This is a genomic window from Pleionea sp. CnH1-48, assembly GCF_024124665.1.
Taxonomy (GTDB): Bacteria; Pseudomonadota; Gammaproteobacteria; order Enterobacterales; family Kangiellaceae; genus JAMXSB01.
The window spans coordinates 13,578-38,677 of record NZ_JAMXSB010000019.1; the positions used below are offsets into that span (position 1 = coordinate 13,578).

At 41.7% G+C, this 25,100-nt stretch carries 24 protein-coding genes; 16 read left to right on the forward strand and 8 right to left on the reverse strand.

The window, feature by feature from the left end; translation table 11 throughout:
• Positions 1-29: 29 nt before the first annotated feature.
• Both NH399_RS25780 and NH399_RS23630 read right to left on the reverse strand, forming a co-directional pair.
• Positions 30-2,585, reverse strand: coding sequence for a pre-peptidase C-terminal domain-containing protein (locus NH399_RS25780; RefSeq protein WP_305885110.1), 2,556 nt, complete (start codon positions 2,583-2,585; stop codon positions 30-32).
• A gap of 540 nt (positions 2,586-3,125) precedes the next feature.
• A complete protein-coding gene (locus NH399_RS23630) occupies positions 3,126-4,031 on the reverse strand; it encodes a hypothetical protein (protein WP_253043772.1) in 906 nt (301 codons plus the stop codon).
• A gap of 173 nt (positions 4,032-4,204) precedes the next feature.
• Between NH399_RS23630 and NH399_RS23635 the strand changes: the two genes are divergently transcribed.
• Complete coding sequence (locus NH399_RS23635; RefSeq protein ID WP_253043773.1) at positions 4,205-4,648, forward strand: hypothetical protein; 444 nt, start codon at positions 4,205-4,207, stop codon at positions 4,646-4,648.
• A 3-nt stretch (positions 4,649-4,651) separates the two neighbouring features.
• Here NH399_RS23635 and NH399_RS23640 read toward each other — a convergent pair whose 3' ends face one another.
• On the reverse strand, positions 4,652-5,260 hold the full coding sequence (locus tag NH399_RS23640) for a TetR/AcrR family transcriptional regulator (protein ID WP_253043775.1): 609 nt from the start codon (positions 5,258-5,260) through the stop codon (positions 4,652-4,654).
• 179 nt (positions 5,261-5,439) lie between these two features.
• Here NH399_RS23640 and NH399_RS23645 point away from each other — a divergent pair, with 179 nt between their 5' ends.
• The 7 genes from NH399_RS23645 (at position 5,440) to NH399_RS23675 (ending at position 15,195) form a co-directional block, all read left to right on the forward strand.
• A complete protein-coding gene (locus tag NH399_RS23645; protein ID WP_253043777.1) occupies positions 5,440-7,266 on the forward strand; it encodes an acyclic terpene utilization AtuA family protein in 1,827 nt (608 codons plus the stop codon).
• Positions 7,267-7,268: 2 nt separating this feature from the next.
• Positions 7,269-8,132 carry an SDR family oxidoreductase gene (locus tag NH399_RS23650; RefSeq protein ID WP_253043778.1) on the forward strand — a complete coding sequence of 288 codons (864 nt, stop codon included), beginning with the start codon at positions 7,269-7,271 and terminating at the stop codon, positions 8,130-8,132.
• A 50-nt stretch (positions 8,133-8,182) separates the two neighbouring features.
• A complete protein-coding gene (locus NH399_RS23655; protein WP_253043780.1) occupies positions 8,183-9,790 on the forward strand; it encodes an acyl-CoA carboxylase subunit beta in 1,608 nt (535 codons plus the stop codon).
• Between the two features lie 21 nt (positions 9,791-9,811).
• The gene (locus tag NH399_RS23660) at positions 9,812-10,969 is read left to right on the forward strand and encodes an acyl-CoA dehydrogenase family protein (RefSeq protein WP_253043782.1); all 1,158 of its coding nucleotides are present in this window, start codon (positions 9,812-9,814) and stop codon (positions 10,967-10,969) included.
• Between the two features lie 31 nt (positions 10,970-11,000).
• Positions 11,001-12,935 carry a biotin carboxylase N-terminal domain-containing protein gene (locus NH399_RS23665; protein ID WP_253043784.1) on the forward strand — a complete coding sequence of 645 codons (1,935 nt, stop codon included), beginning with the start codon at positions 11,001-11,003 and terminating at the stop codon, positions 12,933-12,935.
• A gap of 94 nt (positions 12,936-13,029) precedes the next feature.
• The gene (locus NH399_RS23670; RefSeq protein WP_253043786.1) at positions 13,030-13,494 is read left to right on the forward strand and encodes a lasso peptide biosynthesis B2 protein; all 465 of its coding nucleotides are present in this window, start codon (positions 13,030-13,032) and stop codon (positions 13,492-13,494) included.
• A 15-nt stretch (positions 13,495-13,509) separates the two neighbouring features.
• Complete coding sequence (locus NH399_RS23675) at positions 13,510-15,195, forward strand: ABC transporter ATP-binding protein (protein WP_253043788.1); 1,686 nt, start codon at positions 13,510-13,512, stop codon at positions 15,193-15,195.
• A gap of 20 nt (positions 15,196-15,215) precedes the next feature.
• Here the strand turns inward: NH399_RS23675 and NH399_RS23680 are convergent, their stop codons facing one another.
• Complete coding sequence (locus NH399_RS23680) at positions 15,216-15,362, reverse strand: hypothetical protein (protein WP_253043789.1); 147 nt, start codon at positions 15,360-15,362, stop codon at positions 15,216-15,218.
• An 89-nt stretch (positions 15,363-15,451) separates the two neighbouring features.
• Positions 15,452-16,723, reverse strand: a complete 1,272-nt coding sequence (locus NH399_RS23685; RefSeq protein ID WP_253043790.1) for a sugar-transfer associated ATP-grasp domain-containing protein — start codon at positions 16,721-16,723, stop codon at positions 15,452-15,454.
• A 246-nt stretch (positions 16,724-16,969) separates the two neighbouring features.
• On the opposite strand from NH399_RS23685, the gene NH399_RS23690 reads away from it, so the two are divergent.
• The 4 genes from NH399_RS23690 to NH399_RS23705 all read left to right on the forward strand — a co-directional run bounded on the left by NH399_RS23690 (position 16,970) and on the right by NH399_RS23705 (position 19,089).
• Complete coding sequence (locus NH399_RS23690) at positions 16,970-17,485, forward strand: phage tail protein (protein WP_253043791.1); 516 nt, start codon at positions 16,970-16,972, stop codon at positions 17,483-17,485.
• Positions 17,486-17,500: 15 nt separating this feature from the next.
• The gene (locus NH399_RS23695) at positions 17,501-18,022 is read left to right on the forward strand and encodes a phage tail protein (RefSeq protein WP_253043793.1); all 522 of its coding nucleotides are present in this window, start codon (positions 17,501-17,503) and stop codon (positions 18,020-18,022) included.
• 10 nt (positions 18,023-18,032) lie between these two features.
• Entirely contained in the window at positions 18,033-18,563 is a 531-nt protein-coding gene (locus NH399_RS23700) for a phage tail protein (protein WP_253043794.1), read from the forward strand.
• 82 nt (positions 18,564-18,645) lie between these two features.
• On the forward strand, positions 18,646-19,089 hold the full coding sequence (locus tag NH399_RS23705) for an N-acetyltransferase (RefSeq protein ID WP_253043796.1): 444 nt from the start codon (positions 18,646-18,648) through the stop codon (positions 19,087-19,089).
• Between the two features lie 12 nt (positions 19,090-19,101).
• Here NH399_RS23705 and NH399_RS23710 read toward each other — a convergent pair whose 3' ends face one another.
• A complete protein-coding gene (locus NH399_RS23710; protein ID WP_253043797.1) occupies positions 19,102-19,392 on the reverse strand; it encodes a hypothetical protein in 291 nt (96 codons plus the stop codon).
• Between the two features lie 110 nt (positions 19,393-19,502).
• Between NH399_RS23710 and NH399_RS23715 the strand changes: the two genes are divergently transcribed.
• The 4 genes from NH399_RS23715 to NH399_RS23730 are packed head-to-tail and all read left to right on the forward strand — an operon-like array spanning position 19,503 to position 23,530.
• The gene (locus NH399_RS23715; RefSeq protein ID WP_253043799.1) at positions 19,503-20,429 is read left to right on the forward strand and encodes a hypothetical protein; all 927 of its coding nucleotides are present in this window, start codon (positions 19,503-19,505) and stop codon (positions 20,427-20,429) included.
• Complete coding sequence (locus tag NH399_RS23720; RefSeq protein ID WP_253043800.1) at positions 20,426-21,277, forward strand: sulfotransferase domain-containing protein; 852 nt, start codon at positions 20,426-20,428, stop codon at positions 21,275-21,277. Before NH399_RS23715 ends, NH399_RS23720 begins: the two co-directional genes overlap by 4 nt.
• Positions 21,278-21,291: 14 nt before the next feature.
• Positions 21,292-21,594 carry a PqqD family protein gene (locus NH399_RS23725; RefSeq protein ID WP_253043801.1) on the forward strand — a complete coding sequence of 101 codons (303 nt, stop codon included), beginning with the start codon at positions 21,292-21,294 and terminating at the stop codon, positions 21,592-21,594.
• Positions 21,595-21,604: 10 nt separating this feature from the next.
• On the forward strand, positions 21,605-23,530 hold the full coding sequence (locus NH399_RS23730; protein WP_253043802.1) for an asparagine synthase-related protein: 1,926 nt from the start codon (positions 21,605-21,607) through the stop codon (positions 23,528-23,530).
• Positions 23,531-23,545: 15 nt separating this feature from the next.
• On the opposite strand, the gene NH399_RS23735 is transcribed toward NH399_RS23730, so the two are convergent.
• Positions 23,546-24,694 (reverse strand): nucleotidyltransferase family protein, encoded by a 1,149-nt coding sequence (locus tag NH399_RS23735; protein WP_253043804.1) that lies wholly within the window; start codon positions 24,692-24,694, stop codon positions 23,546-23,548.
• Between the two features lie 59 nt (positions 24,695-24,753).
• A complete protein-coding gene (locus tag NH399_RS23740; protein WP_253043805.1) occupies positions 24,754-25,092 on the reverse strand; it encodes a gamma-glutamylcyclotransferase family protein in 339 nt (112 codons plus the stop codon).
• Positions 25,093-25,100 lie beyond the last annotated feature (8 nt).

A 25,100-nucleotide genomic window follows, 5' to 3' on the forward strand; every position in this document is an offset into this window, starting at 1 on the left:
GGTTTTGTTTAAACCCAATTAATTGAAAATCAGGGCTTCCATTCGGCATTCAAAGTCACACCAGAATACGCTCGATATCCACGTAAACCAATGTGCCAGGTGCCAGCACCAGGATTGTTGAAGGTACAAGTCTCGGCGTTACCGTTGCGATAAGGACGGCAGTCATAGCTAGAAGTGCTTGGCTGCGAGCCTTCACGAACATAAAGGTCCGCATCACCGGAACCACCAGAAATAGTCACAACCAAAGATGACATGCCCGCAGGAATATCAATGGTATAACGATCCCAAGCGCGACGGTCTCCAGACAAATTCGTCTCGGTTAACGTACCACCATTGCCAGTACCGCCTTCTGTGTAAGAGCCCGTCAAACTAACACCTGAATAGGTGTTATATGCACGCAGCATGACATGATAAGTACCCGCCTGCACATTACTGATAGTACAGGTTTCGCTGTTGCCGTTCAGGTATGGGCGACAATCGTAAGCAGAAGTGGTTGGCTGAGAACCAAAGCGAACATAGAGATCAGCGTCGCCAGAACCGCCATTGATAACAAAGCGTAGGTTAGATGCACCAGCTGGTACTTCCATAGTGAAGAAAGCCTGATCACCCGTGGTTCCAGATAATCCAGTTTTAGCAACACCATTCACCAATTCATTATCATTGCCACCAGGCGCGGTCACAGTGATTGATTTAGACGTTGAGTTGGTTGCACCTTGGTTATCAGTAACGGTTAAAGATACCGTGTAAGTTCCAGCCGCACTATAAGTATGCGAAGCATTAGCACCAGTGCCCGTTGAGCCATCACCAAAATTCCAGGCGTAAGAAGCGATAGTTCCATCGCTATCTGTACTGCCAGAGCCATCGAAGCTACACGCTAGATCGGTACAACTGTCTGTGAAAGAAGCCGAAGGAGGATTGTTGGTTCCGCCACCACCGCCACAGCTATTAAATTTAAAGCTGGAGATGTGCGTGCCCCACTGACCATTAGATTTACCGTACTCATTAGTAAACCAGAAAGTACAGCCATCAACCGGATCGAGAGCCATGTGGCTATAGTCACCAAAACGATTGCTAGAGATGCGAGATGTACCGTTTACCAAAATCGTTTCTGGCTGGTTCATTGTTCCATTAGCGTCTGTTGCTAAACGTCCAGTGTAACGAAGTCCGGCGAAGTCAGAGCTGCTGCCGTAGCTGTAAGCTAACGCGATGTTGCCATCTTTATCCATGGCAATCGAACCCATCCAACGGTTCTTCGTATCAGGTGCGTAAGTACCTTCTTGATGCAATCCCCAAGCTCCGCCGTTGTTACGACGTAACTCAATCCAACGAATACCACCGCGATCGTTACCGTTTACGTCCGTTACAAAGTTCGCCACAATGGTTTCATAAGAACCAAAGTTACGATACTGCGCACGGAACATGATGACTTCACGTAAAGGATCTAACGTTGTTGACGATCCAGACTGAGGGAAACAGTTGAACGAGGTCAATCCACATAAATGAGAATCAAATTCGCTCACAGCAATGTCAGCCACTTTTGTGAAGCTTGAGCTGCTGGTGTTACTAAAGTTGGCATTAAACTGCCATAGCTCAACATAATCCTGCGAGCCATTGTTGCTGCTGGAGTTATGCACTTCATCATCACGATGACGTAAGAAGTAACCCGGTGAAGACGTTGTTGGTCCAGTTGCACCATCGTGATCCACTGGCGTTAACATCTGGAAACCAAAACCTGCTAATTTAGGCGCTGTTAAACGAACAAAATTCGCTGAGTTACCTGCCAGCATAGCCGCACGATTTAACGCATATACCGTTGGCGAACTCTCGTTAGTTCCAACATAGTATGCATCATGCCATACACCGTACTTGGGATAATCAGGGAAAGTCGGAGACTGGAACGCATAGTTATACCAACCACCAGAGATAGGGTTGGAGGTTTTCGAAACGTAAACACAAAGATAGTTACCGCTGCTAGAAAACTCACTCAACATCCAGCGCTGTGCCATTTCATCAAACAGAACAATGGGATCGCCCGAACCACTGGCACAATTTCCACTACCTAAAGAATCCATTGCTGTAGGACCCGCTACTTTATTTCCTGTTGACTTATCGTAAACAGAAAATATTGAGCCGCCGGAACCGTTAATAGATTGAATATAATAATTTAAACCAACATCACCCGTTGGATCTGGAGGATTAACCCCCGTAAAACCTTCGCCGTCGAATGCCTGTTCTAACGCTCGAGCATTTTGCGCGGGAGCTTGTGAGGCTTGCTGTTGATACTTCATTAACTTATCAACTTTAGACAATACCTTATTCGCTGGCGCACTCGGTTTAACATAGCTGGGATCAAAACGCTTTCGTGGCATGGTTTTTACTTCATCACCAAACTGCCAAGGATTTGCAGTCGGCAAATTACGTAAATCGCCACTAAAACTGGTTGGTGCAATTTTTTCTGATGACCATGCGCTTACTTTTGCATTGTCTTCTGCTTGCACCGCAGAGCTTAAACCAACACCACCGAGCACCATTGCGCACAAGGCTGTTGTTTTAAGTTGTTTAAACTTACCATTTAAGGAGTTCATACAATTACCCTTTTATAATTTGTGATTATTATTATGTTGGAATGAGAAAGCACTTAAGAGATCTCCTACTCTCTTACGGGCCAAGTACTTTCCGTTAGGTCCTATCGTTTAGACTATTTTTCATCCAACAATCACAGGTTATACTACAGAGACAAGCGGCATAAACAGATAAATAGTTCACAAATTTTATAGCGCTATAAAAGCAAGGGTTTTAGCATTATCTTAATTTGCTAATTGGTTCATAAAACAGAAATTTTATTCAGATTTCCATGCACTTAAAAAACATTCATCGATGCAATAAATAAGAAAAGAAACGGAATTCGTAGACCTTTTTATATTGATTAATCTTTTGAGTGTCCCTACACACAATTTTTAAAACAGCATAAATATTCAATAAAAGTTTTTTGAGATGCAAGTAAACTAATCTTATAAAATTGTATCATTCTTGAAACAATTGCTTATTTGTTGCGCAATGAACAATAAATTGACCGAAAAAGCATTGCTTCAACTTACTTTTATCAAAGCAATGCTCAAAATCATTTAACGATTTTTTGCTCGGCTACGACCATCATTTTGTTCAACAATAGGCTGCCCTGCTTTCCAAGGTTTAACTTTTGGCAGGGTTCGAATATCCACGTTAGTGGAGGATGGTTTAACAGACTTAACTAAAGCAGGTGGAGGTACAACCTTAACGCTAACGTCTCCTTGTAATGAAGATAAAGTTACCAAAGACGTTTTGTTTCCTAACTCAAGAGCAACTTTTTTATCTTTTTGCTCCTTACCATCGTAAGTTAATAAACCACTGGTTTGCGCATTTAAACTCACATCCATATCAGAGAAGACTTCCACTTGAATAGGCCCACTCTGTGACGTTGCTACAGACTCTCCTTTCGCCTTAAAACCACGAAGTTTTAACGCAAGTTTGCCACTGTCTGTTTGCGCATTAAAAACACCCGTCGTCGCCAATAAAATTTTGCCACTTTGACTACGCGCCCATACGTTACTGGAAGATTTATCAATTTTAATCATACCAAAGTCGGTTTCGGCATAAATGCTCACCTCAGGAGGAAACACAACCGAAACATCCGTTCGAGCCAGCCACTTGCCTCCTTTGTCTTTTATCGCGGATGGATATACTACTTCGATTTCCAGTTGCCCATTCGCTTCTTTGATATCAAAAGATGGTATCAACCCTTTTTCGCCAACCGTCTGATAAGCAGCACTCAGAAATACTTTGGGATCGATGTGATTACGCGATCTTATATTACCATAAGGATTTTTAACAACGACCACTTTGCTCGTTGGAATATCTCCACTCCAATCATAAGAATCTATTACAACTTTGGGTTGATCAGATTTTTTTTGTTGGCCTTCATTATTGCCAGCTTGAATGCAAAGAGGAAACAAACAAACCAGGGCCACTATTTTTATTATATATTTACGCATTGTCCTACCCTTAAACTAGACAGTTCACGAATTAACCATAGCTAGCTTAAACCTATGCTCAGAATCTTAGCAACCGATAAATTTTTGAAAATGCGGGACAGCTCCCAAAGATCTGACAAATTCACCGACCGATGCTAACCTTTTGAGATGCGCAAGCGCCATTTGGTCAAAATATGCGGGTATTATGCGGTCTACTTTTAATCATTCTTTGTTTGCCTGGCTGTAAAGAAGACAATAAAAAACCGAAGCGAATTCGTGTTTCAGATCTTTCTGAAGGACAAGCCAAAGGTTTGATAGTTGACTGTTTTTTAAAGGTGCTTGCCGAGCAAGAAGCATTCTCGGATGAGAAGAAAGGACGTACAGAGCCGATTTCTGATAAGTCTGTTGCGAATTACCGCGCTCGAGTTTCCAGCCGTTCTTATTCATCACTCGAACAAAGAATGCGTCACTTTAAGCGCCATAAAGCCTTGAATCTACAATATTCTTTTTGGGGGTCGGTCCGCAACCACCAAGGGCAATACTTCCGCTATGTGATCACTCGCAGTTGCAAAATCAAGAACGGAGATATTGTCGGAACGATTAAAGGCCCAATGATTAAACTGGCAGGTAATAGCTAAAACTTACGATTTTACGGGTTGTGACACGGCCATCTGCAGCACCATGGTCGCCAACTCTTCAATATTCAAAGCACCATTAGGTTGATACCAATTAATCGTCCAGCTGATAGCTCCGGTCAACAATCGTCGTAAAATAAAGGGCGCAACCGATACCTGCTGCTGCTCATAGAGGTCTTGAATGACATCAAGCCAAAGTTGCTCATATTGCTCTCGCAACGCCAATACTTTCTGCTGATTTTCTTCTGATAAACTGCGCCATTCATACACCAATACGGCCATGGCTTCGCTGGTTTCGCCATTGATAGAAATTAGCTCACACTCAATCAAAGCCAGCAGCTTGTCTTGTGGGTTATCAACCTTAGACATGGCCTCAAGCATACGCTCGGTATTGAACTTGATCACCTCAACCATCAAAGAATAGAGAATATCCTGCTTCGTTTTAAAATGATGAAAAATACTCCCCGATTGAATACCAACCTCCTTTGCCAAATCCCTGACCGTTGTACGCTCAAACCCCTTGGTTTTAAACAAGTGAGCCGCTGCGCTTAGCAACTTGTTACGAGGAGTGTCCTCTAACCCATTGATCATACTAACTTCTCGAACATCACTCATTGCTATTATAGCCCTAGGTAGGTTAGCCATATTGAACCTGAAGTAAGCTCAGCTCCAGATTTACATTATCTCAATATACTGAATCGATAGACCAAAAAATTCAACCAAGCGCTTGCTTGGTTAGTCAAAACAAGTTTAAATAAAAGCCAACCACAGTGCAAATGAGTCGATATTCACTTATGACAGACACTTCCATTCGTATAGGTTGTGCCAGCGGCTTTTGGGGAGATACCAACAGCGCCGCCTTTCAACTGGTAGAAAAAGGTCAACTGAACTATCTGGTTTTTGATTATTTGGCCGAGATCACTCTCTCCATTATGGCTGGGGCGAAACGTAAGAATCCCGCATTAGGCTACGCTACCGACTTTGTTACTGACGTTATGTCTCCCTTAGCAAAGTCGATTCAACAGCAGGGGATCAAGGTGATTTCGAATGCGGGAGGCATTAATCCTCAGGCCTGCGCTGACGCATTAGCCGAACAACTGGAACAACAAGGGATATCTCTCAATATTGCCGTTGTGACTGGCGACGACCTAACGCAAACTCCACAACTAGAAGAACAGCTTTCACCAGAACTGGATTCACAAGCGCCCTTACCTAAATCCATGGTCAGTGCCAATGCTTATCTGGGTGCTAAAGCCATCACAGCAGCCCTGGCACAAGGCGCCGACATAGTGATTACGGGCCGTATCGTTGACAGTGCAGTCACGCTGGCTCCCTTGATGCATGAATTCAATTGGCAATGGGACCAATACGATAAACTGGCTCAAGGCAGCCTTGCCGGACATATCCTTGAATGTGGCGCACAATCAACAGGAGGTAATTTTACCGACTGGGAACAAGTGCCGAGCTTCGACAATATCGGTTTTCCCATTGCTGAGTGCTTTGCCAACGGCGAGTTTGTCATTCAAAAGCCGGAGCATACCGGTGGTCTGGTATCACCACTGACAGTCGCCGAGCAGATTGTGTATGAAATTGGTGATCCTGGTGCCTACTATCTGCCTGATGTCATCTGCGATTTTTGTCAGGTTCAGCTTCATCAAGAAGCAGACAATAAGATCAGAGTCTCTGGCGCGAAAGGCTATGCCCCTACACCTGACTATAAAGTCAGTGTTACCTATCTTGATGGTTTTCGAGCAAATGCCACTTTCATCATGGCAGGTATCGACGTCGCTGCCAAAGCAAAAAGAACAACCGCAACCCTTATCACCAAAATAAACCGGCAGTTAGAACAAAAAGGAGTGGCCCCGCTCACCACGCAAGTGGATCTACTGGGTACAGAAAGCAGCTATGGTGCCAATGCCCAAACTCGTCACTCTCGTGAAATCGTTGTTCGTATTGCAGCTATTCATCCCGACAAGCGCGCTTTATTTTTGTTCGGTAAAGAAATCGCACAAGCAGCTACAGGAATGGCGCCAGGGATCACCGGGCTGCTGGGTGGAAGACCCAAACCCACCCCGGTTATCAAACTGCATTCTGCACTCATTGCCAAATCTTCAGTGACGACTCAATTGGGCTATCGCAATGAGACGATCTTAGTTGAAAAGCCTTTAGCTAATGAACAGCCCTTAGCTGATAGCGAAAAGGACAGCTTCAGCTCCTCCGCTCGCACACCAGAACTTCATTCGCTCCCGGCTCTTTCTCACCAAGTGCCGCTGATTCAATTAGCCGTAGCTCGAAGCGGTGACAAAGGCGACCACGCCAATATTGGTGTCATCGCTCGTCACCCGGAATTTTTACCCTATATAGAAAATGCGCTAACCACAGACGCAGTGGCTAAGTTTTTTCAACACTGCCTAACCGACGAAAAGAGTGACGTTTTGTGCTGGCAACTTCCGGGACTCAATGCCGTCAACTTTTTGCTTAAACACAGTTTAGGCGGTGGTGGTGTAGCAAGCTTGAGAAGTGATCCTCAAGGCAAAGCTTTCGCTCAGCAACTATTGGAATTTCCAGTTCCGATCAGCGCGGCACTATGGCAGACCCTAAATCTGACCAGTAAGGAATAGACATGTCTTATCAATCGATTTTTAAAACCGATACTTTCCGGCAAAAAAATATCATTGTGACGGGAGGAGGCAGTGGCATTGGCCGATGTACAGCTCATGAACTTGCAGCACTAGGTGCACATGTCATTTTGATCGGACGCAATGAAGAAAAACTTCAACGGGTTTGCCAAGAAATTCAAGACGATAATGGCAGTGCATCCTACCACTCGCTGGATATTCGTAAAGAAGATGATGTAGCCAAAGCTATCAGCCAAATTCTTTTTGACTTCAAAAGCATCCATGGTCTGGTTAATAACGCGGGAGGGCAGTTCCCTTCGCCGCTTAAAGATATTTCACAAAAGGGATTTGAGGCCGTCGTCAATACAAACCTTGTAGGTGGTTTTTTAGTTGCACGAGAAGTCGTGAACCAGTACATGCAACAGCATGGCGGAGCTATTGTGAATATCATTGCCGACATGTGGGGTGGTATGCCGATGATGGGCCACTCAGGTGCAGCACGTTCTGGCATGGAAAACTTAACACGTACCGCCGCAGTAGAATGGGCGCAATATGGAGTGCGTGTCAACGCAGTTGCTCCAGGCTGGATCTTATCCAGCGGTTTAGATACCTATGACGAGCGCTTTCAAAAACAACTTAAATACTGCGAAAAAGCTGTTCCATTAAAACGTCTTGGACGCGAGAGCGAAGTCAGCAGCACGATTACATTTTTGCTCAGCGACGCCGCGGCTTTTGTCTCAGGAGCCACACTAAAAGTAGATGGTGCAGCATCTTTGGGTAATCAGGCCATTTATCCGTTACCAGATCATGACAACTCAAAACCTTTTGCAGCTTTCCATCGCGAAAAGTTACCCGATATTTTCCGTTAGAGGTTAACCATGCTCTTATACCTAACCACTATTAATCACGGAGTTTGACAATGCCAATCATCCAATCCGACATTGACACTCAAGCCAGTGAATTTATTGCTAATAAAGAAGATATGCTCAATGCATTGAATGAAGTCAAAGATATTGAGCAACGAGTCATTAAAAAAACCGAGTCTCAGCGAGAAAAATTTGCCAAGCAAAAAAAGTTGCTGCCAACGGAGAGACTTTCGCTATTACTGGATCCAGGTTCATCCTTCTTGCCTTTGTGTTCATTAGCAGGCTACCAAATGCATGATGACAAAGATGGCACTTTGGCAGGTGGAAACTGTTTTGCGGGCATTGGTTACGTAGAAGGCATTCGCTGCTTAATAAAAGTGGACAACAGCGCCATAAAAGGCGGCACCATTACGCCTGCTGGGCTGCAAAAATCTTTGCGGCTACTCACAATTGCCAAACAAAATAATTTGCCCATTATCACTTTGGCAGAAAGCGGCGGTGCTAACTTAAATTATGCCTCAGAAGTATTTGTCGAAGGAGCACGAGCCTTTGCAGAACAAGCTCGACTGTCAGCGGCTGGCATTCCTCAGATCACCGTCGTTCACGGTAACGCGACAGCAGGCGGAGCCTACCAACCCGGACTGTCTGACTATGTCGTTATGATCAAAAAGAAAACAAAAATGTTTTTGGCGGGTCCTCCTCTACTCAAAGCCGCAACGGGAGAACTTGCCAGTGACGAAGAACTGGGCGGTGCTGACATGCATGCTTATACGGCAGGCACAGCTGAATATCTGGCCGAAGATGATGCAGATGGCATTCGTTATGTAAAAGAATTGATCAGAAAGCTCAACTGGCCAATCAGCCCAACAGAAAAACAGCCAATAAAATTACCGCACTATGATCGTGAAGAATTGCTGGGTGTAGTGCCTGTCGATAATAAACGCCCCTATGATGTGAGAGAAATTATCACTCGCATTGCCGACGACTCGGACTTTCTTGATTTTAAAAATGAGTTTGATTCGCAAACCGTTTGCGGTTGGATATCGATCGAAGGGCATACACTAGGCGTCATAGGCAACAATGGACCGATAACGGCAAACGGTGCCAATAAAGCCGCGCAATTTATTCAGCTCTGTGATCAAACTCAGCGACCGCTGTTATTCTTGCACAATACTACAGGATTTATGGTCGGCACCCACGCAGAACAAAACGGCATTATCCGCCAGGGATCAAAAATGCTTCAGGCCGTGGCTAATACACGCGTGCCCAAAATATCCATCGTTGTTGGCGGTTCTTATGGCGCAGGTAATTACGCCATGTGTGGTCGAGGCTTAGATCCTCACTTTATTTTTTCCTGGCCGAAAAGTCGCACCGCTGTTATGGGAGGAGCCCAGGCAGGAAAAGTGCTCAGAATTGTAACCGAAGCCAAAGAGCGCGCGTTAGGTCAGGAACCAAACGAACAAAAACTGGAACAGCTCGAGAAAATGACGGCACAAGGTTTAGATCAGCAATCAACGGCTCTTTATGGTACCGCTCGATTATGGGATGACGGCATTATCGATCCTCGGGACACCAGAGAAGTCCTCGCTCAGGTTCTCGATACTTTGCACTCAGCTCAACAAACTCAACTTGCACCCAATACTTTTGGCATTGGCCGCTAATCCATTCAAAGGAGACACTCCATGCAATTTACACAAGAACATGAAGAACTAAGACGTACGGTTAGCCAATTTGTCAAAAAAGAAATTAACCCTAACGTTGATGAATGGGAAGAAGCAGGACGTTTTCCAATTCACGATTTATTTAAAAAAATGGGTGAGCTGGGTTTGTTAGGTGTAACTAAGCCAGCCGCTTATGGTGGACTGGCTCTTGATTACAGTTATGGCTTAATTGTGGCCGAAGAGCTGGGAGCTGCACATTGCGGTGGTGTGCCTTTATCTATTGGCGTACAAACTGATATGGCTACGCCCGCTCTCGCTCGATTTGGATCGGATGAGTTGCGCAAGGAATACTTAGCTCCAGCCATCAGCGGAAACAAAGTTGCCGCCATAGCGGTCAGTGAACCGAATGCCGGTTCAGACGTAGCCAGTATAAAAACAACGGCCAAAAAAGATGGCTCCGATTATGTCATTAACGGCACCAAAATGTGGATCACCAATGCGCCATCAGCAGACTTCTTTTGTTTGTTAGCAAATACAGGAGAAGGGCCCGTTCATGCCAATAAATCCTTGATCATTGTTCCAGCTGATGCCTCGGGTATTAGCATAGACAAACCACTTAAAAAGCTTGGCATGCGTTCATCCGAAACCGCACAGGTCTTTCTGGATAATGTTCGAGTGCCACAAACGAATCTCATCGGTCAAGAAAACCAGGGCTTTATGATGCAGATGATGCAGTTTCAAGAAGAACGTATGTGGGCAGCCGCCAATATCTTGAAAAATGCAGAGACAGTTATTCAAGCAACCATTGACTACTGCCGCGACAGAAAAACCTTTGGCCAACCGCTTATTTATAATCAGTCAATTCATTTCAGACTAGCTGAGCTGCAAACGGAAGTCGAAGCCTTACGCGCCCTCACCTATCGCTGCTGTGAAGATTATATTCAAGGCAAAGATGTACTACAGCTTGCTTCGATGGCCAAGTTGAAAGCAGGACGTTTATCACGAGAAGTTGCCGATGCCTGCTTGCAATACTGGGGTGGCAATGGCTTTATGTGGGATAACCCAGCGTCACGCATGCTGCGCGATGGTCGCCTTGCATCCATTGGCGGTGGTGCCGATGAAATCATGCTCGGTATCATTTGCAAAACCATGGAAATTCTTCCACCACAGGCTCGATAAACGCAGTATCTAATTGAAAGAAGAGACGGGTATGTCAAATTTCGAAAAAATTCTGATCGCCAATCGTGGTGAAATCGCTGTTAGGATCATGAAAACAGCTCAACGTATGGGCTTTGCAACCGTCGCAGTATTCAGCGACGCTGATCGCCACTCACCACATGTAAAGTTCGCTGATGAAGCTTTTTATATTGGTTCTTCAGAACCATCTCAATCCTATTTGAACATCGACAAGATACTAACAGCAGCTCAAGAAACAGGAGCTGACGCCATACATCCTGGCTATGGTTTTTTATCCGAAAACCCTCTTTTCGCCAAAGCCTGTGCCGAACACCGGATTACGTTTATCGGCCCTGCTGCCGATGCCATCGAGCTAATGGGTAGCAAAAGACTTTCTAAACTTGCTGTTATGGAAGCCGACGTGCCTTGCATTCCAGGTTATGAAGGTGAGGATCAATCCGACAGGGCGCTATTAAAAGCCGCAGAAGCGATGGGTTACCCAATCATGATCAAAGCCTCTGCAGGAGGTGGTGGGCGAGGTATGAGGTGCGTCGAACACGCTGATGATATGCCATCGATGTTGTCACTTGCTCGATCTGAGTCGCTCAATGCTTTTGGTTCTGACGAACTGATTTTAGAAAAAGCCATTCAGCAGCCTCGTCATATTGAGTTCCAAATTTTTGCTGATGCTCAGGGTAATTATCTCCACCTTGGCGAACGAGAATGTTCCATTCAACGGCGTCATCAGAAAATCATTGAAGAAGCGCCCAGCCCAGCATTAACTCAAGAACTCAGAGAAGCGATGGGACAGGCTGCTATCCGAGTTGCTAAAAGTTGTCAGTATCTAGGTGCAGGAACCGTCGAGTTCTTACTCGACAAAAACGGCGACTTTTATTTTCTTGAAATGAATACACGCCTTCAAGTAGAGCATCCTGTGACAGAAATGATCTACGGTGTTGATCTGGTTGAGTGGCAATTATTGGTTGCACAGAATCAAGCTTTACCTCTACTGCAAGAAGATCTTATAGCAACAGGCCACGCTATCGAAGCGCGCCTTTACGCAGAAGATCCTGATAACAACTTTATGCCACAGACAGGTTCGATTCTTGATTATGCCATACCTGAAATTGATGGTTGTCGAGTCGATACCGGTATAGAAACAAACTCTGTCATCAGTCCTTTTTACGATCCCATGCTGGGCAAGTGGATCGCCTATGGACAATCTCGTCAAGAAGCAACAAGAAAGCTAAAACAGCTGCTCAACAAAACCACAACACTCGGTATCACAAGCAATCAGAATTTCTTGCACTCTATTTTATCAACGCCTGCATTTGAGGATGGGGCAACCACCACCGACTTTCTGGAAAAGGTATCACTTCAATCTGAAAACAAAGAAAAAACGGTTGAATTGCTCGCCATAGGTTGCTTACTAAAATCACCCGAACAACATCCATCAACCTCTTCGATTCCAGCGATACGCAAGTGGACTTTTCAAGGAACTCTTTTCGAAAGCCATATATCTTGGCGTCATGAAGGCACAGAGGTTACCGTCATTAAAAACGAAGAAACTCATCGCTTCTCGTTTGAACAAATAGAAAGACAGAACAATCATTGCAACTACTTACTAAATAACATTAGAAGTAAAATCACCTTCAAAGTAATCAATGAAGCCATCTATTTGCAATCAGGTGCCTTTCAGATTTGCCTTGAAGATATGACCATGCGTCCTGCAAACACACAAGCAGATATAGACAGTGCCACCATGGTTGCACCTATGGATGCATCGGTGATCGACATTCTAGTTAACGAAGGTGATCTCGTTGAAAAAGGACAACCTATTGCTATTATCGAAGCAATGAAGATGGAGCATGTTATAAAGGCAGGTCAAAATGGCACTGTACAGGGCCTCTCTATATCAAAAGGCCAACAGGTAAAACGGCAGCAGTTGATTGCATCACTAGTAATCTGATAGCCACAATCTCATAAGACAATACCAAACAGATAGCAGCTTCCATTTCTTGGATTATAATACTAAGAACCCAATTCGTTAGGACTTTCCAGAGATGAAGCTGCTCAGCAAACTATCCAAGAAAACTGCACACGAGCGTGTCTGGTACTGCTTATTACCACTTATTAGTTTATTTGCGCGACTAGTCATCTTAATAGTTCCTTTCAAATATTTGTCTCGCTTAATTGGCAATTCTGCTATAGAAGATGAACATCATGTCACAAACACGGAAAGTTCAAATAAAGCTTTAGCCGTTTCTATCGGCGAAACTGTTCGCCACGTATCTCACTACATGCTGTGGGAGTCAAGTTGCTTAACACAAGCTCTAATGACAAAGTGTCTTTTATTATATTATAAAATCCCTCACACAATTCACTTTGGCGTTCGTTTATCAGAAGAAGCCTCTCCCAAAATTAATGCTCACGCCTGGGTAGTCGCAAACAATGAAGTAATAACAGGCAAAAAGAACTATAAAAAATATAAGATATTGTCCTCATTTGTAGCTCCCATAGAATCTTAGATAAGGACACCGTCAATGCATAACGAGAGCCTAAGAAATATAAAAGCTGCTCTTAACGATTTTTTTGGCTTTGCGCCCACCAAACAGAGCTTACTCCTTATACTGATGCTGATACAAAGTGCAACGACTGGAGTAGGACTGTTATTAATTCTTCCACTCCTTAATACTCTTGGCGTAGATACTTCAATAGAAGAAAGTAGTTACTCTTTTGTTTATATTAAGGAGACATTGCCTTTAGAATATATTCTAGCCATTTACGTACTAATTATCAGCGTAATAGCTTTGTTAAATCTTTATATCAGCCTGCTCAAAGTACAATTACAACAAAACTACATAGCTTTTCTTCGCACACATACTTATCAGCATCTTCTTTCAAGTCGATGGCAGTATCTTCGCCATCAAAAATCTCCAACACTTGTCCATAACTTGACAGTTCAGATACAAAACATAGGTCAAGCAGCGCATTTAGCTTTCACACTTCTCAGCCAGATGCTTTTTTCGATAACATTAATAAGCGTTGCCTTCTTCATATCTTGGAAAATGACATTATATTCCCTGATCTGCATGAGCATCCTCTCCCTTATTTTAATACCATTGCATAAACTCAATTACTCTAGCGGCTCAAATTTTCTAATGAGTTTCAAAGACATATTTAGTTTAATAAGCGAACAACTTCATAATATAAAATACATCAAAGTCAATAATAAAGAAAAACATTGTCTTAACAAAATAACTAAAGCGAGCCATTTTTTAGAGAAGCAAAATGTGACCTCAGCAAAAAGCCAAGCGATAGCAAGTTGTGTCTACCTTATCGGCTCTTGCATACTATTCAGTGTTATCCTCTATGGTTCTCTCAATATTGTCTCAATACCTATAGGAGAAGCTCTGCTATTAATAGGCATATACGCCCGGCTCCTGCCAAGTGTATCAAGCGGACACAAAACGTTACTACAGCTTTACCATAAATCACCTTCAATGAAAGGCATTAGTGATTTTCTAACAGAGTTAAAAGTACATAAAGAAGAAAAAAGCTCAATAGACCGATTGAAATTGAACGATAAGATAACTCTCAGCAATATTGAATACAAACACCCAGACAGCTTAGTTCCGACTATCAAAAATCTTAACTTCACGATAAAGAAAAACCAAGTTGTAGCCATTTCTGGCCCCTCTGGATCAGGGAAGTCAACGTTAGCAGATTTAATAGCAGGCTTGATAGAACCTTGTTCCGGAGAAATATATTGTGATAGAACGTTATTGTCAGGTTACTCGATTGCCCAATGGAGAAATTCTTTGAGTTATGTAACACAAGAAACACTGCTTTTTGACGACACTTTACGTAATAACATTACCGATTTTTTGCCAGAAAAATTCACGGATGAGGAAATTTGGAATGCCTTACATAAAGCTTCTGCAGATGAATTTGTTAGGCGACTTCCACAGCAGTTAGACACCCCTCTTGGCGAGCATGGAATGAGACTATCATGTGGCCAAAAGCAGCGACTGTCTCTTGCTAGGGCTCTTATTAATAACCCTCAAGTTCTTATTCTTGACGAAGTAACCAGCGCTTTGGATAAAGAGAACATAAACAATATAAACTCCATAATAGAATATCTCAGAGGGAGCTTAACAACTATCATCATCTCGCACCATGAATCGTCAATAAAAGGTGCAGATCAAATAATATATCTGAATGAATAGTCCAGTTAAGCTAATGGGTCTTAGGAGCCTGGTTTTGTTGTCGTCGTCTCGTTGCCACCAAATCCACCTCCTTTTGTGTCTTTAGTTGACAAGTGGTGGCACTCCGGTTTCTCCCATTTCTTTTTGGAGTCTTGCGAGTCATTTTCTTTATTCATTTTATCTGACATTTTCGTCTCCTTTTTTTATAAACTAGCCAATATTAGATACGCTGTAAAGCCCTACCCCACATTAACTTTTTTTGAGCATGACATGAAACTCATGGCCCTTCTTGACAAATCTTATATGCTCGTTCAAAACAGGATACTCCAAAAGCAGTATCTCCCAAAGGTACCTCTAAAGCTCTTTGCATAGTAAAAACATCCCAGTACTCATTAGCTTCCAATAATATAGGGCCTCTTTCTGTTATTGCGATATCCCATCCTATTGAAAAATACTCAGAAAAAAGTCGTCGATGAGCACGGCGAGCAAGTTTAAGGACATTCGACCAGCCGGGAACAACGACTTCCTTAAACTTAATGTTTTTTGTTGGGTGCCTGTCTAAAGGTTGGGAGTTTATTCGGTAATCATACGCCTTAGTAAGCTTCCCAGTTTTGGTATCTATTTTTGATATAAAACCAATATTATTAATCACTTCATCGCTCACTGGAAATTTTAAAACTCCATCCAGGAACTCAATATCATGCCCTCCTTTAACAAAAGTGACCAATCTAACACAACATACGGTATTTCCAGCGATCTCCTTTAAAGCCTGGTGACTTTTAATTTTCTTTTGAACAAGAAAACCTCGCTCCTTTGATTCATTCTTGTAATACTTTATTAGCTGTCGCCAATCAAAGATCTCGTGACTGCCACATAGATGATAGTAGCCATCATTAAATATCCAAAGCTTTGCATTCTCACCTTTACATCCCGTTATTGGTTTAATAAACAGGTCATGACAAAACCCATTTCCCTCCACTTGTTCACCATCAACTAAACACTCCCCTTTAGAAAAAACACCTAAGGTTTCAGCATGAGGAAAACTATGTTGAAAGCATAAATCGGCGAACGCTCTTTTATTATTCAATTCAATTCTTTTTGAAAATTTATTGAGGTATGAAAACAGCCCTTGAATCTCATGGTCATATATATAGAAAGCTATCTTCTCTTTACTTTCTGACAGATAAACTTGATAGCGGTAATAAAGCCTGGGAGAGACACCGAAATGTAGAGAAATGTAAAAAAGCTCCCGTAACTGCCTAAGCCTAGAAACCCCAGAACGTCGTTCAACGTCGCTACCAAACTTACTGACCAGTTTAAGGCTTAATAAAAATACTCGTACAGGCCATATCAACATCAATAAGCCCATAAAACTATAGCGCTGCCATTTCGGTTTCATATAAAAAAAATAGGACTCTGCGATTTTATGAATTGCCGACATTTCTTTTTTAGAAAAATACACTCTTCCTCGCCAGTAGTATGGACAAAAACAAAAGCGCTTCATGTAAGCCAATTTATTTTTAAAATGTTTCTTTTTTTTCTTAATCACTGACTAGTCCGTGGTTGTTACTTCCCACTCATTTATCTCAAAAAAATTATACTTACAAACTCGTCCCATCAATATCTACATTCTTGACATTACTCCCATATTGACTAGCTTTTCAAGAAGTCATTTTGTCGTTACGTACTGTTGGAAACTTCCTTAATGCTCAATGGAATAAGACTTCGTAAATACAATGATGACTAACCATCTTAACTTGCGAGTTATCAACATACACACAATAGGATATTACCTATGGCTGATCCATTTGTTGGTGAAATAAAAATGTATGGCTTCAATTGGGCACCAAGAAGCTGGGCTCTTTGCAATGGCGCGGTGCTTCCAATTTCTCAAAACACGACCCTTTTCTCTCTCTTAGGAACACAGTTTGGTGGTGATGGTCGCACAACCTTTGCCTTACCAGACTTAAGAGGAAGAGTACCTCGCCACATAGACAGCGATCTTGGCATGCGGCAAGGCACAAAAGGAGGAGTGGAAACCGTCACAATAAATCAAGCAGAAGTTCCCACCCACACCCACGCTTTTATGGCCTCAACAGAAACGGCGACTGGAAGTAATGTGACTCTTGACGGCACAACAACCTTTGCCGTCGCCGACGATGTTTTTTATACCTCTCCGTCGAACGTTACCCAGCTGTCTCCACAATCATCAACATCAGCAGGGTCTGGCTTGTCTCATGAAAACCGCCAACCAAGCTTGGGATTAAACTTTTGTATTGCCTTAACGGGCACTTACCCTTCCAGAAACTAGATATGGAGAGCCGATATGAGTGATGCTTATATAGGAGAAATCAGAATGTTTGCGGGGAATTTTGCACCGCGAAGTTGGGCTCTGTGTGATGGACAGATTATGGCTATCAGCCAAAATGATGCGCTGTTTTCATTGCTAGGAACCACTTATGGTGGTGATGGCCGTACTAGCTTTGCTTTGCCGGATCTAAGAGGACGAGTGCCAATTAACTATGGCACAGGCCCAGGTCTACAACCTTATGGTCTTGGTCAACAATATGGAGTTGAAAGAGTAACTTTGGCCACCAGTCAAATACCGTCACATAATCACCCAATGCAAGCCGCTTTAAATGATGTCTCATCACCAAACCCATCATCACAAATTCTTGGGCAAACGCCCGCAGACTTCTATCACGAATACGAACAAGGCAGAGAGTCTGAGTTTTCAGAACACGCAGTACAAAACACAGGCGCCAGTCAGGCTCATAGCAATTTGATGCCCTCACTTTGTGTTAACTTCATCATTGCCCTCTTTGGGCTCTACCCACCAAGAAGCTAAGGAGAATGTCATGGCAGAACCTTTTATCGGAGAAATACGCATAATGCCTTACACCTTTGCACCACGTTCATGGGCAGCTTGCGATGGCCAACTTCTCCCAATCAGTCAAAATACCGCCTTATTCGCAATCATAGGAACGATATATGGTGGTGACGGACGCACAACAATGGGGTTACCTAACCTTAAAGCTAGAGTGCCTATGCATCCGGGTAATGGTCCAGGTTTAACGCCTCGTGATGAAGGAGAAGCTTTAGGAGCCAACGCTATCACCCTTAACTCAAATCAACTACCAGTCCACAACCATCGGGCAGTAGGGATCAGACGAGCAGGGTCAACCAATGTTCCAAATAACACAGTTTTTCCAGCGACAGATAAAGACCTTAACGTCCACGAATACATTCAAAACAGCACTTCTCTAACACCTATGTCGGGAGAGTCTTTAGCAACTTATGGAGGTAATCAACCTCACGAAAACCAACAGCCTTACTTAGCAATGCAGTTTTGCATTGCATTAGAAGGCTTGTTTCCTTCGAGAAGTTAATAAAACAATGACTTTGATACTTAATCGCCAAAATCCTCATCTCTATCATCAAGTAAAGATAAGCCGGTTCAAGGATGAAGATATGCCTTTTCTTCAACAACTTTACGCGTCGATACGAGAACAAGAGTTGGCACTCACCAACTTCTCAAGAGAGGAGAAAGAATGGTTTATTCAAAACCAATTTCAAACCCAACATCAGTACTATTGCTCACACTACAATACAGAAAGTTTCGACATCGTCTATTTTTGTGATGAAAAAGCAGGTCGCTTCTTTGTTGACTACTGGGATCATGAAATAAGAGTTGTTGACATTGCTCTTATGCCAAAATTTAGAAATAGAGGAATAGCGAGTTACTTACTTGAATGTCTGTTCAATAAAGCAGATACCACAGGAAGAAAAGTGTCTATTCATGTTGAAAGACATAACAAAGCCAAGCAACTCTACGAGCGACTTGGCTTTAAACAAAAAAGTGAAGCTGACGATATCTATTTGCTGATGGAAAGAGCCGTTGAGGCTTGCCCATAACTACGTTGCAAATTATTGAACTTGTCGATTAATAATGATCTCGTACTCAGTCTCGCTGTTTGGGCTAATAAAAACAGGAACGTCGCCTATAACATCATGCTTAACATTATAAGTTCCCTGAGATAATAAATAACTCGGCTGTCCGGTTAGCAAGACAGAAAAACACTCTTTATCTTTGTCATGCTCCTTCGCAGCATTCACTTCTGCTACGGTGAGTTCAACGGTATTGTTGTGCTCATCCATCAAGCTAACAACATTGCCTTTAATAGAGCACAAGTTTTTGTAGTTAAATTTGTCCATCATCTTTACCCTGTTGACTTATCATTAAATAGGATTTATTAATAGGTTAGCTAATGCTGAAGAAAATAAAAGTAAATAAATTAGATTCAGATTAATAATCAGGATCATTGCTTATGACATCTTTTTTAAGCCTTGAAAAACCTAAATACAGATATCAAGCATTTGGTTTAGCTATCGACTCGGATATTGAGTGTAATGAACTTTCAAAAAATGAAGGTTTATTTTCTGAAACGATTAGAATCCAATACGGGAAGGTTCCTGACTTTCTTGAGGACTCAAATCATCACGGAGCGAGATTCCAAGCAAAAGACTCAGAAATTATTATAAGGGTCGATAATATTGCAAAGTACTGGATACGTAACGGTAATGTTATTATCGTTGATAAACATGCAGCTTCAGATAATCAAGCTGTAAAACTCTTTCTACTTGGCTCGGCACTAGGTGCATTATTAAAGCAAAAGCATTATCTGGTGCTCCACGCCAGCGTTATAGCGACCTCTCGGGGTGCCCTTGCCTTTTGTGGCCCATCAGGAGTAGGAAAGTCAACACTCACTCAAGCCTTTATTAAACATGGTTTTCAGTTTTTGAGTGACGACTTATGCCTAGTAAAAGAAGATAAGGATGGCTTAAAGGTTTATCCCGGCTACCCTCAAGTAAAACTATGGGAAGACACTTGCACGGCTTTTTGTCAACCAGTGCAAGAACTAAAAAAAGTTCGACAAGACATCAATAAGTACGCGCTCCCAAATACTCATCTATTTTGTAAAACTCCCCGTTTTCTAAAGCACGTTTACATTCTCTCTGTTGATCCTCATGATAGGTTACATATTGAAGATGTCTCAGGACCAGAAAGCTTTGAACTCATAAGAAAAAATACCTATCGATTTCAGTTTTTAAAAGGTATGGGGCTACAATCAATACACTTTAAACTCTGTAGCGACTTGATAAAACAGATTCCAATTAAAAGACTTAACCGACCCACATCAGGCTTTAAAGTCGAGGAGCTAATAAATGTTATTGTCCAGGATTTAACTCTGTGAGTGTTATTAGCTGGCTTGCATCGTATCCAAAATCAGGAAACACATGGTTAAGAGTGTTTCTCGGTAACTTACTAGCTAAAAACAATCACTCGGCCCTAAAGAACATAGAAAAAGCCCCTATTGCAAGCTGCCGTTCTCTATTAGATGAAGCGATAGGGTATGACTCTAGCTACTTAACAAACGAAGAAATTAATAAACTAAGGCCTGAGGTAGAACAGTATTGGGCAAACCAAGAGACACATTGGAAATTTAGAAAAGTGCATGATGCTTATACTTACTCAGATGATGGAAAGCCAATGATCTCTGATAGTACATTGAACGGCGCTATCTATATCGTAAGAAACCCACTAGATATTTGTATTTCTCTAGCTTACCACCTTGGACATAAGGATATTGATAAAAGTATTCAGCAAATGGCAGATCCTAATTTCTCTTTAGCAAGCTCCAATAAAAACTATAATAAGCAGCTCCCACAACAGTTATCAACCTGGTCTGAACATGTACGGAGCTGGATAAATACAAAAGAGATAAACGTTCATATTATCCGTTATGAAGACATGCAGGCGTTTCCAGTCTCAACTTTTAAAAAAGCTGCTCATTTTTGTGGATTAAATGCATCTACAAAAGAAATTGAACAAGCAGTGAAGAAAAGCCAATTTTCAGCATTACAAGAAGAAGAACAATCAGAGGGCTTCAACGAACAAGTGAATAGCAGTGCTTTCTTTCGAAGTGGCCGTTCAGGCAATTGGAAAAGCGTACTATCTGACTTTCAAATAAATAAAATGATTGAAAACCACTATGATGTCATGTCGCATTTTGGATATATTGATGAATCGATGCACTATTAACAAGAGACACCAAAATGAATCTAAAAGAGTTTACCTCCAAGTCATTTCAAAGCAACAAACAACACTCTAACTGCATTATCGATGGAGAACTTGTCTTACTAAATATCGAAAACGGTAATTATTACAGCCTAAACTCAACAGCCACAAACATATGGAGTAAGCTTGATAAAAAGCTTTCATTCAATGCGCTATGTAAGCAACTTCAAGAAGAGTATGACGTTGAAGAAAATCAGTGCTTCTATGATGTAATGGAAATTCTGACAGAGCTTCATAGAAACGACTTAGTGAACGCCTTTGAAATAGAAGCATCCAATTAGTAATTGCAACATGAGCTCTATCTGTGGAATTTATAATCTAGATAACGCGCCATCTCAAGTAGCAGAGTCAGCAATAATGATTGAGTCGCTGAATCATTGGGGTGCAGATTCAATCAATACAAGAGGCTTTGGCAATATTAGCATGTCTCATTTGATGCGCTACAACACACCAGACTCTCTTCATGATCAACAGCCTATTTCAATACAAGACAATTCGTTATCAATTGTTGCGGATGCTCGCTTAGACAACAGAGAGCAGCTCCTTAAACTACTAGATCTATGCTGTGCTAATCCAAATAATATAAGTGATGCCCAAATAATCCTGACATCCTATCAACGTTGGGACACATTATGTGTTAACTACTTTTTGGGTGACTTTGCATTTTCAATATGGGATAAGCAAAAGCGGAGGCTATTTTGCGCTCGAGATCATATGGGTTGCAAACCACTATATTATTACATCGACTCAAAGCAGTTTGTTTTTTCAAGCGAAATTAAGAGCATATCTAAGCTTCCTTTTGTTAATGGTGATATTAATGAATCTTGGCTAGCCTACTCTTTATGCTTATTAACCAAAGATAAAACTTCCACTTTTTTTAAAAACATACAGGCTCTGGAACCAGCTCACACCCTCACTATTGAAAATGGAAAGCTCAAGAAGAATAAATTTTGGCAGCTGACCTACGAGAAAGAACTAGTGTTAAGTAATGAGCAAGAATATGTAGAAGCACTAAGGGAGAAAATAAAAGAGTCTGTCGAATGTCGTTTGCGCAGTTGCTACCCAATAGGCTCAGAGTTGAGTGGAGGGCTCGACTCATCCTTTGTCTCTGCATTAGCATTTTCGCAATCCACTCAAAGTTTTCACTGCTTCTCTCATGTTCAATCGGCTAATGATAAGCGTCGTTATTTTCCATTTAAAGATGAAGAAAAATATATCTCGATGTTATGTGATTATATTCAATTGCCACCTAACAATCGACATCAGATTACAATGGAAGGAAAAGGCGCTTTTGATATTATCCATAAGATTTCAAGACTCCATAACTCACCAGCACTACCCACGCAAACTCTTTACTCCTCCGGACTTTTCGAAGCAGCAAGGGAAACAGGATGTCGAACGCTACTCACGGGGTTTGGCGGCGATCATCTGGTCAGCTCTTATGGTGATGGTGTATATAGCGATATGATACATAGGAATCAATGGGGCTCACTATGGAGAGAAATTCTCGATCTATCAAAGCAACGACGTACATCTGTAATGCGGCACTTTCTTTCTGTCGTACTGCAAGAACTATATCCTTCGTTCTACAATAGCTTACAAAAGCTAAGAGGATCTCCCCCAAAAGCAATAACATGGAATAGCGAAAAAGCAAGACTATGCATTCAGAGAGAATTTGCCGACAAACATAATCTTCCTAACTTGTTAACGAGCAATTACTTATATCAAACCCATGGATGTGTACGTGATCGAGAGTTAAGAAAAGTCACCAGCCCAATGCTGCTCACGCGACTAGAAAACGGAGGCTTGTTTGCATCTTCTTATGGCATTGACTATCGTCACCCACTATTGGACATAAGGTTACTTGAATTTTGCCTGTCACTTCCATCCTACTTGAAACAAAAAGGAGGGGTCAGACGCTACCTTTTTAGAAAAAGCATGACAGGGGTTGTACCAATAGAAATACAATACAGAGAAGACAAAGCGCGCCACTCAGTTCCCACTGCAATTTCTCAATTTACAGAAGATAAAAATGTGCTTTTAAAAAGCATTAAAAACCTCGATTCAACATCAACATTAAGTCGGTATGTTAATGTAGAAAAAGTGTTGAAATACTTAGAGGATTTTGCTCCTACTGAACAGCCAAAGATTCCTCTAAGAGCCATTGCTTTTTCGTATATGATAGGCCAACACCTAGCTAAACAAGAGCATTTTTGATAGAACAGCCCGGATTTATTTATTAGCAACAATTCTCTTAAGTAAAAGCAGTGGACGAGCAATGTATAAGATAGAAGGTAACCTATACGAAACTTCTTTCATTCTAATGATATCACTTACATTGGGGTAAAATAGAAGGCGAACTAACATAGAAGCCTTTCTGTAGATACCATGAGATAAGGCAATTCGACAAAAAGCGATCTTTATCATAAACCTTGGCGAAGTAATATCTCGACGATAGATCAATGCCTCGACAGAATCATTTATAACTTTTAAGAGAGCAGGTTTGCTTTCAACGTGTCTTTTAATTTCATCAGGAATAAAGTGCCCAAATATCATGCTAGAAAGATAAAGACATGAAGAGATATGCCCAAATACATTCAGCTCTTTAGACTTTTTAATAATACTATCAAACACATTGCTCGTGCTCTTCTCCAAAACTTCGATATATTCGACAATATCAACCAACCACTTCAATCTAAAATTCAGAGATCTTGAACTATGCCAGCACAAATATATAAACTCTAAAACAGAGATATTTGATGGAGAGTTTTCCTCAATAAACCACTTAGAGCAATGCTCTGATAACCTGGACTTTTCAACACTTAATCGAATATGCAGCTCTAATACAACTTTGTCATTTTTGTATATCAAATCTTTTTGAGACTTGAAATACATCTTCAGCATTTCATTACTAAAAGAACTAAACACATCACACTCAAAACCAAGCTCTCTTAACAGCTCATCGACTCTCTCCAGATCCTTTTCGCATACAATAATATCAATGTCATTAGAGTATCTTTTAGCAAGGTCACCATATAACTTTAATGCGAGATAGCTACCCTTAAAGCATCCGTAACTCACACCATTATTCTCGAGCTTATGCTCAATAATACTCAACAGCCTGAACTGATCGCTGCATTTTTTTACATTATTTTGATATTTCTTCTTTAAATATTCATAAACCCTTTCAGGAATAGATGGGCGGAAATATTGATGAATATTAGAATAAACAGAAGGCCATATTTTGCTTTGCTCTATGATAAAAATAAACTCATCAAAGTCTATTATCTCAAGTAGTTTATAGCATTCGACAATATCCCTATCGCTCATGTTATTGCGGCCAAGTAGAGCTGCCACCTGAAGTTCATTTGTCAACTTCATAAAAGACCTCCCTTAGTTAGCAACGAATGTTAGACCAGGTTCAGTTTATCCAAGATAATCTAAGTGCTATCAGCCGCATAAATCCAAGCTTCAATGTCCGATTTAAGTATAGCGGATACTCGAACATAATCATCAACTTCGTATTCATCGGCTTGCGCCAGTTCTGAGGCAGTAATATAAAAAACACTGCCTTCAACGCAATCTGTTTGATTACCAGTAAACTTCAATATGGGATGAAGGTTAGTCCCACTGGACTTAATCACCTGAGGATCGGTGATCTCTACTTCAGAAAGAATATATCCTGTAAGGGTGTCTTTTTGGCCTTCTAACAAACGCCCAAAAGTGTCGAGTTGAACCTGCCGTTGTTGAAGCGTTCCGTAAGAAAATAGAGCTTCCATATCTTCTC

What these genes read in the sequence shown, in the direction of transcription:
- NH399_RS25780 (WP_305885110.1), bottom strand. Translation starts at nt 2,585, where the DNA reads ATGAACTCCTTAAATGGTAAGTTTAAACAACTTAAAACAACAGCCTTG.
- NH399_RS23630 (WP_253043772.1), bottom strand. Translation starts at nt 4,031, where the DNA reads ATGCGTAAATATATAATAAAAATAGTGGCCCTGGTTTGTTTGTTTCCT.
- NH399_RS23635 (WP_253043773.1), top strand. Translation starts at nt 4,205, where the DNA reads ATGCGGGTATTATGCGGTCTACTTTTAATCATTCTTTGTTTGCCTGGC.
- NH399_RS23640 (WP_253043775.1), bottom strand. Translation starts at nt 5,260, where the DNA reads ATGAGTGATGTTCGAGAAGTTAGTATGATCAATGGGTTAGAGGACACT.
- NH399_RS23645 (WP_253043777.1), top strand. Translation starts at nt 5,440, where the DNA reads ATGACAGACACTTCCATTCGTATAGGTTGTGCCAGCGGCTTTTGGGGA.
- NH399_RS23650 (WP_253043778.1), top strand. Translation starts at nt 7,269, where the DNA reads ATGTCTTATCAATCGATTTTTAAAACCGATACTTTCCGGCAAAAAAAT.
- NH399_RS23655 (WP_253043780.1), top strand. Translation starts at nt 8,183, where the DNA reads ATGCCAATCATCCAATCCGACATTGACACTCAAGCCAGTGAATTTATT.
- NH399_RS23660 (WP_253043782.1), top strand. Translation starts at nt 9,812, where the DNA reads ATGCAATTTACACAAGAACATGAAGAACTAAGACGTACGGTTAGCCAA.
- NH399_RS23665 (WP_253043784.1), top strand. Translation starts at nt 11,001, where the DNA reads ATGTCAAATTTCGAAAAAATTCTGATCGCCAATCGTGGTGAAATCGCT.
- NH399_RS23670 (WP_253043786.1), top strand. Translation starts at nt 13,030, where the DNA reads ATGAAGCTGCTCAGCAAACTATCCAAGAAAACTGCACACGAGCGTGTC.
- NH399_RS23675 (WP_253043788.1), top strand. Translation starts at nt 13,510, where the DNA reads ATGCATAACGAGAGCCTAAGAAATATAAAAGCTGCTCTTAACGATTTT.
- NH399_RS23680 (WP_253043789.1), bottom strand. Translation starts at nt 15,362, where the DNA reads ATGTCAGATAAAATGAATAAAGAAAATGACTCGCAAGACTCCAAAAAG.
- NH399_RS23690 (WP_253043791.1), top strand. Translation starts at nt 16,970, where the DNA reads ATGGCTGATCCATTTGTTGGTGAAATAAAAATGTATGGCTTCAATTGG.
- NH399_RS23695 (WP_253043793.1), top strand. Translation starts at nt 17,501, where the DNA reads ATGAGTGATGCTTATATAGGAGAAATCAGAATGTTTGCGGGGAATTTT.
- NH399_RS23700 (WP_253043794.1), top strand. Translation starts at nt 18,033, where the DNA reads ATGGCAGAACCTTTTATCGGAGAAATACGCATAATGCCTTACACCTTT.
- NH399_RS23705 (WP_253043796.1), top strand. Translation starts at nt 18,646, where the DNA reads ATGCCTTTTCTTCAACAACTTTACGCGTCGATACGAGAACAAGAGTTG.
- NH399_RS23710 (WP_253043797.1), bottom strand. Translation starts at nt 19,392, where the DNA reads ATGATGGACAAATTTAACTACAAAAACTTGTGCTCTATTAAAGGCAAT.
- NH399_RS23715 (WP_253043799.1), top strand. Translation starts at nt 19,503, where the DNA reads ATGACATCTTTTTTAAGCCTTGAAAAACCTAAATACAGATATCAAGCA.
- NH399_RS23725 (WP_253043801.1), top strand. Translation starts at nt 21,292, where the DNA reads ATGAATCTAAAAGAGTTTACCTCCAAGTCATTTCAAAGCAACAAACAA.
- NH399_RS23730 (WP_253043802.1), top strand. Translation starts at nt 21,605, where the DNA reads ATGAGCTCTATCTGTGGAATTTATAATCTAGATAACGCGCCATCTCAA.
- NH399_RS23735 (WP_253043804.1), bottom strand. Translation starts at nt 24,694, where the DNA reads ATGAAGTTGACAAATGAACTTCAGGTGGCAGCTCTACTTGGCCGCAAT.
- NH399_RS23740 (WP_253043805.1), bottom strand. Translation starts at nt 25,092, where the DNA reads ATGGAAGCTCTATTTTCTTACGGAACGCTTCAACAACGGCAGGTTCAA.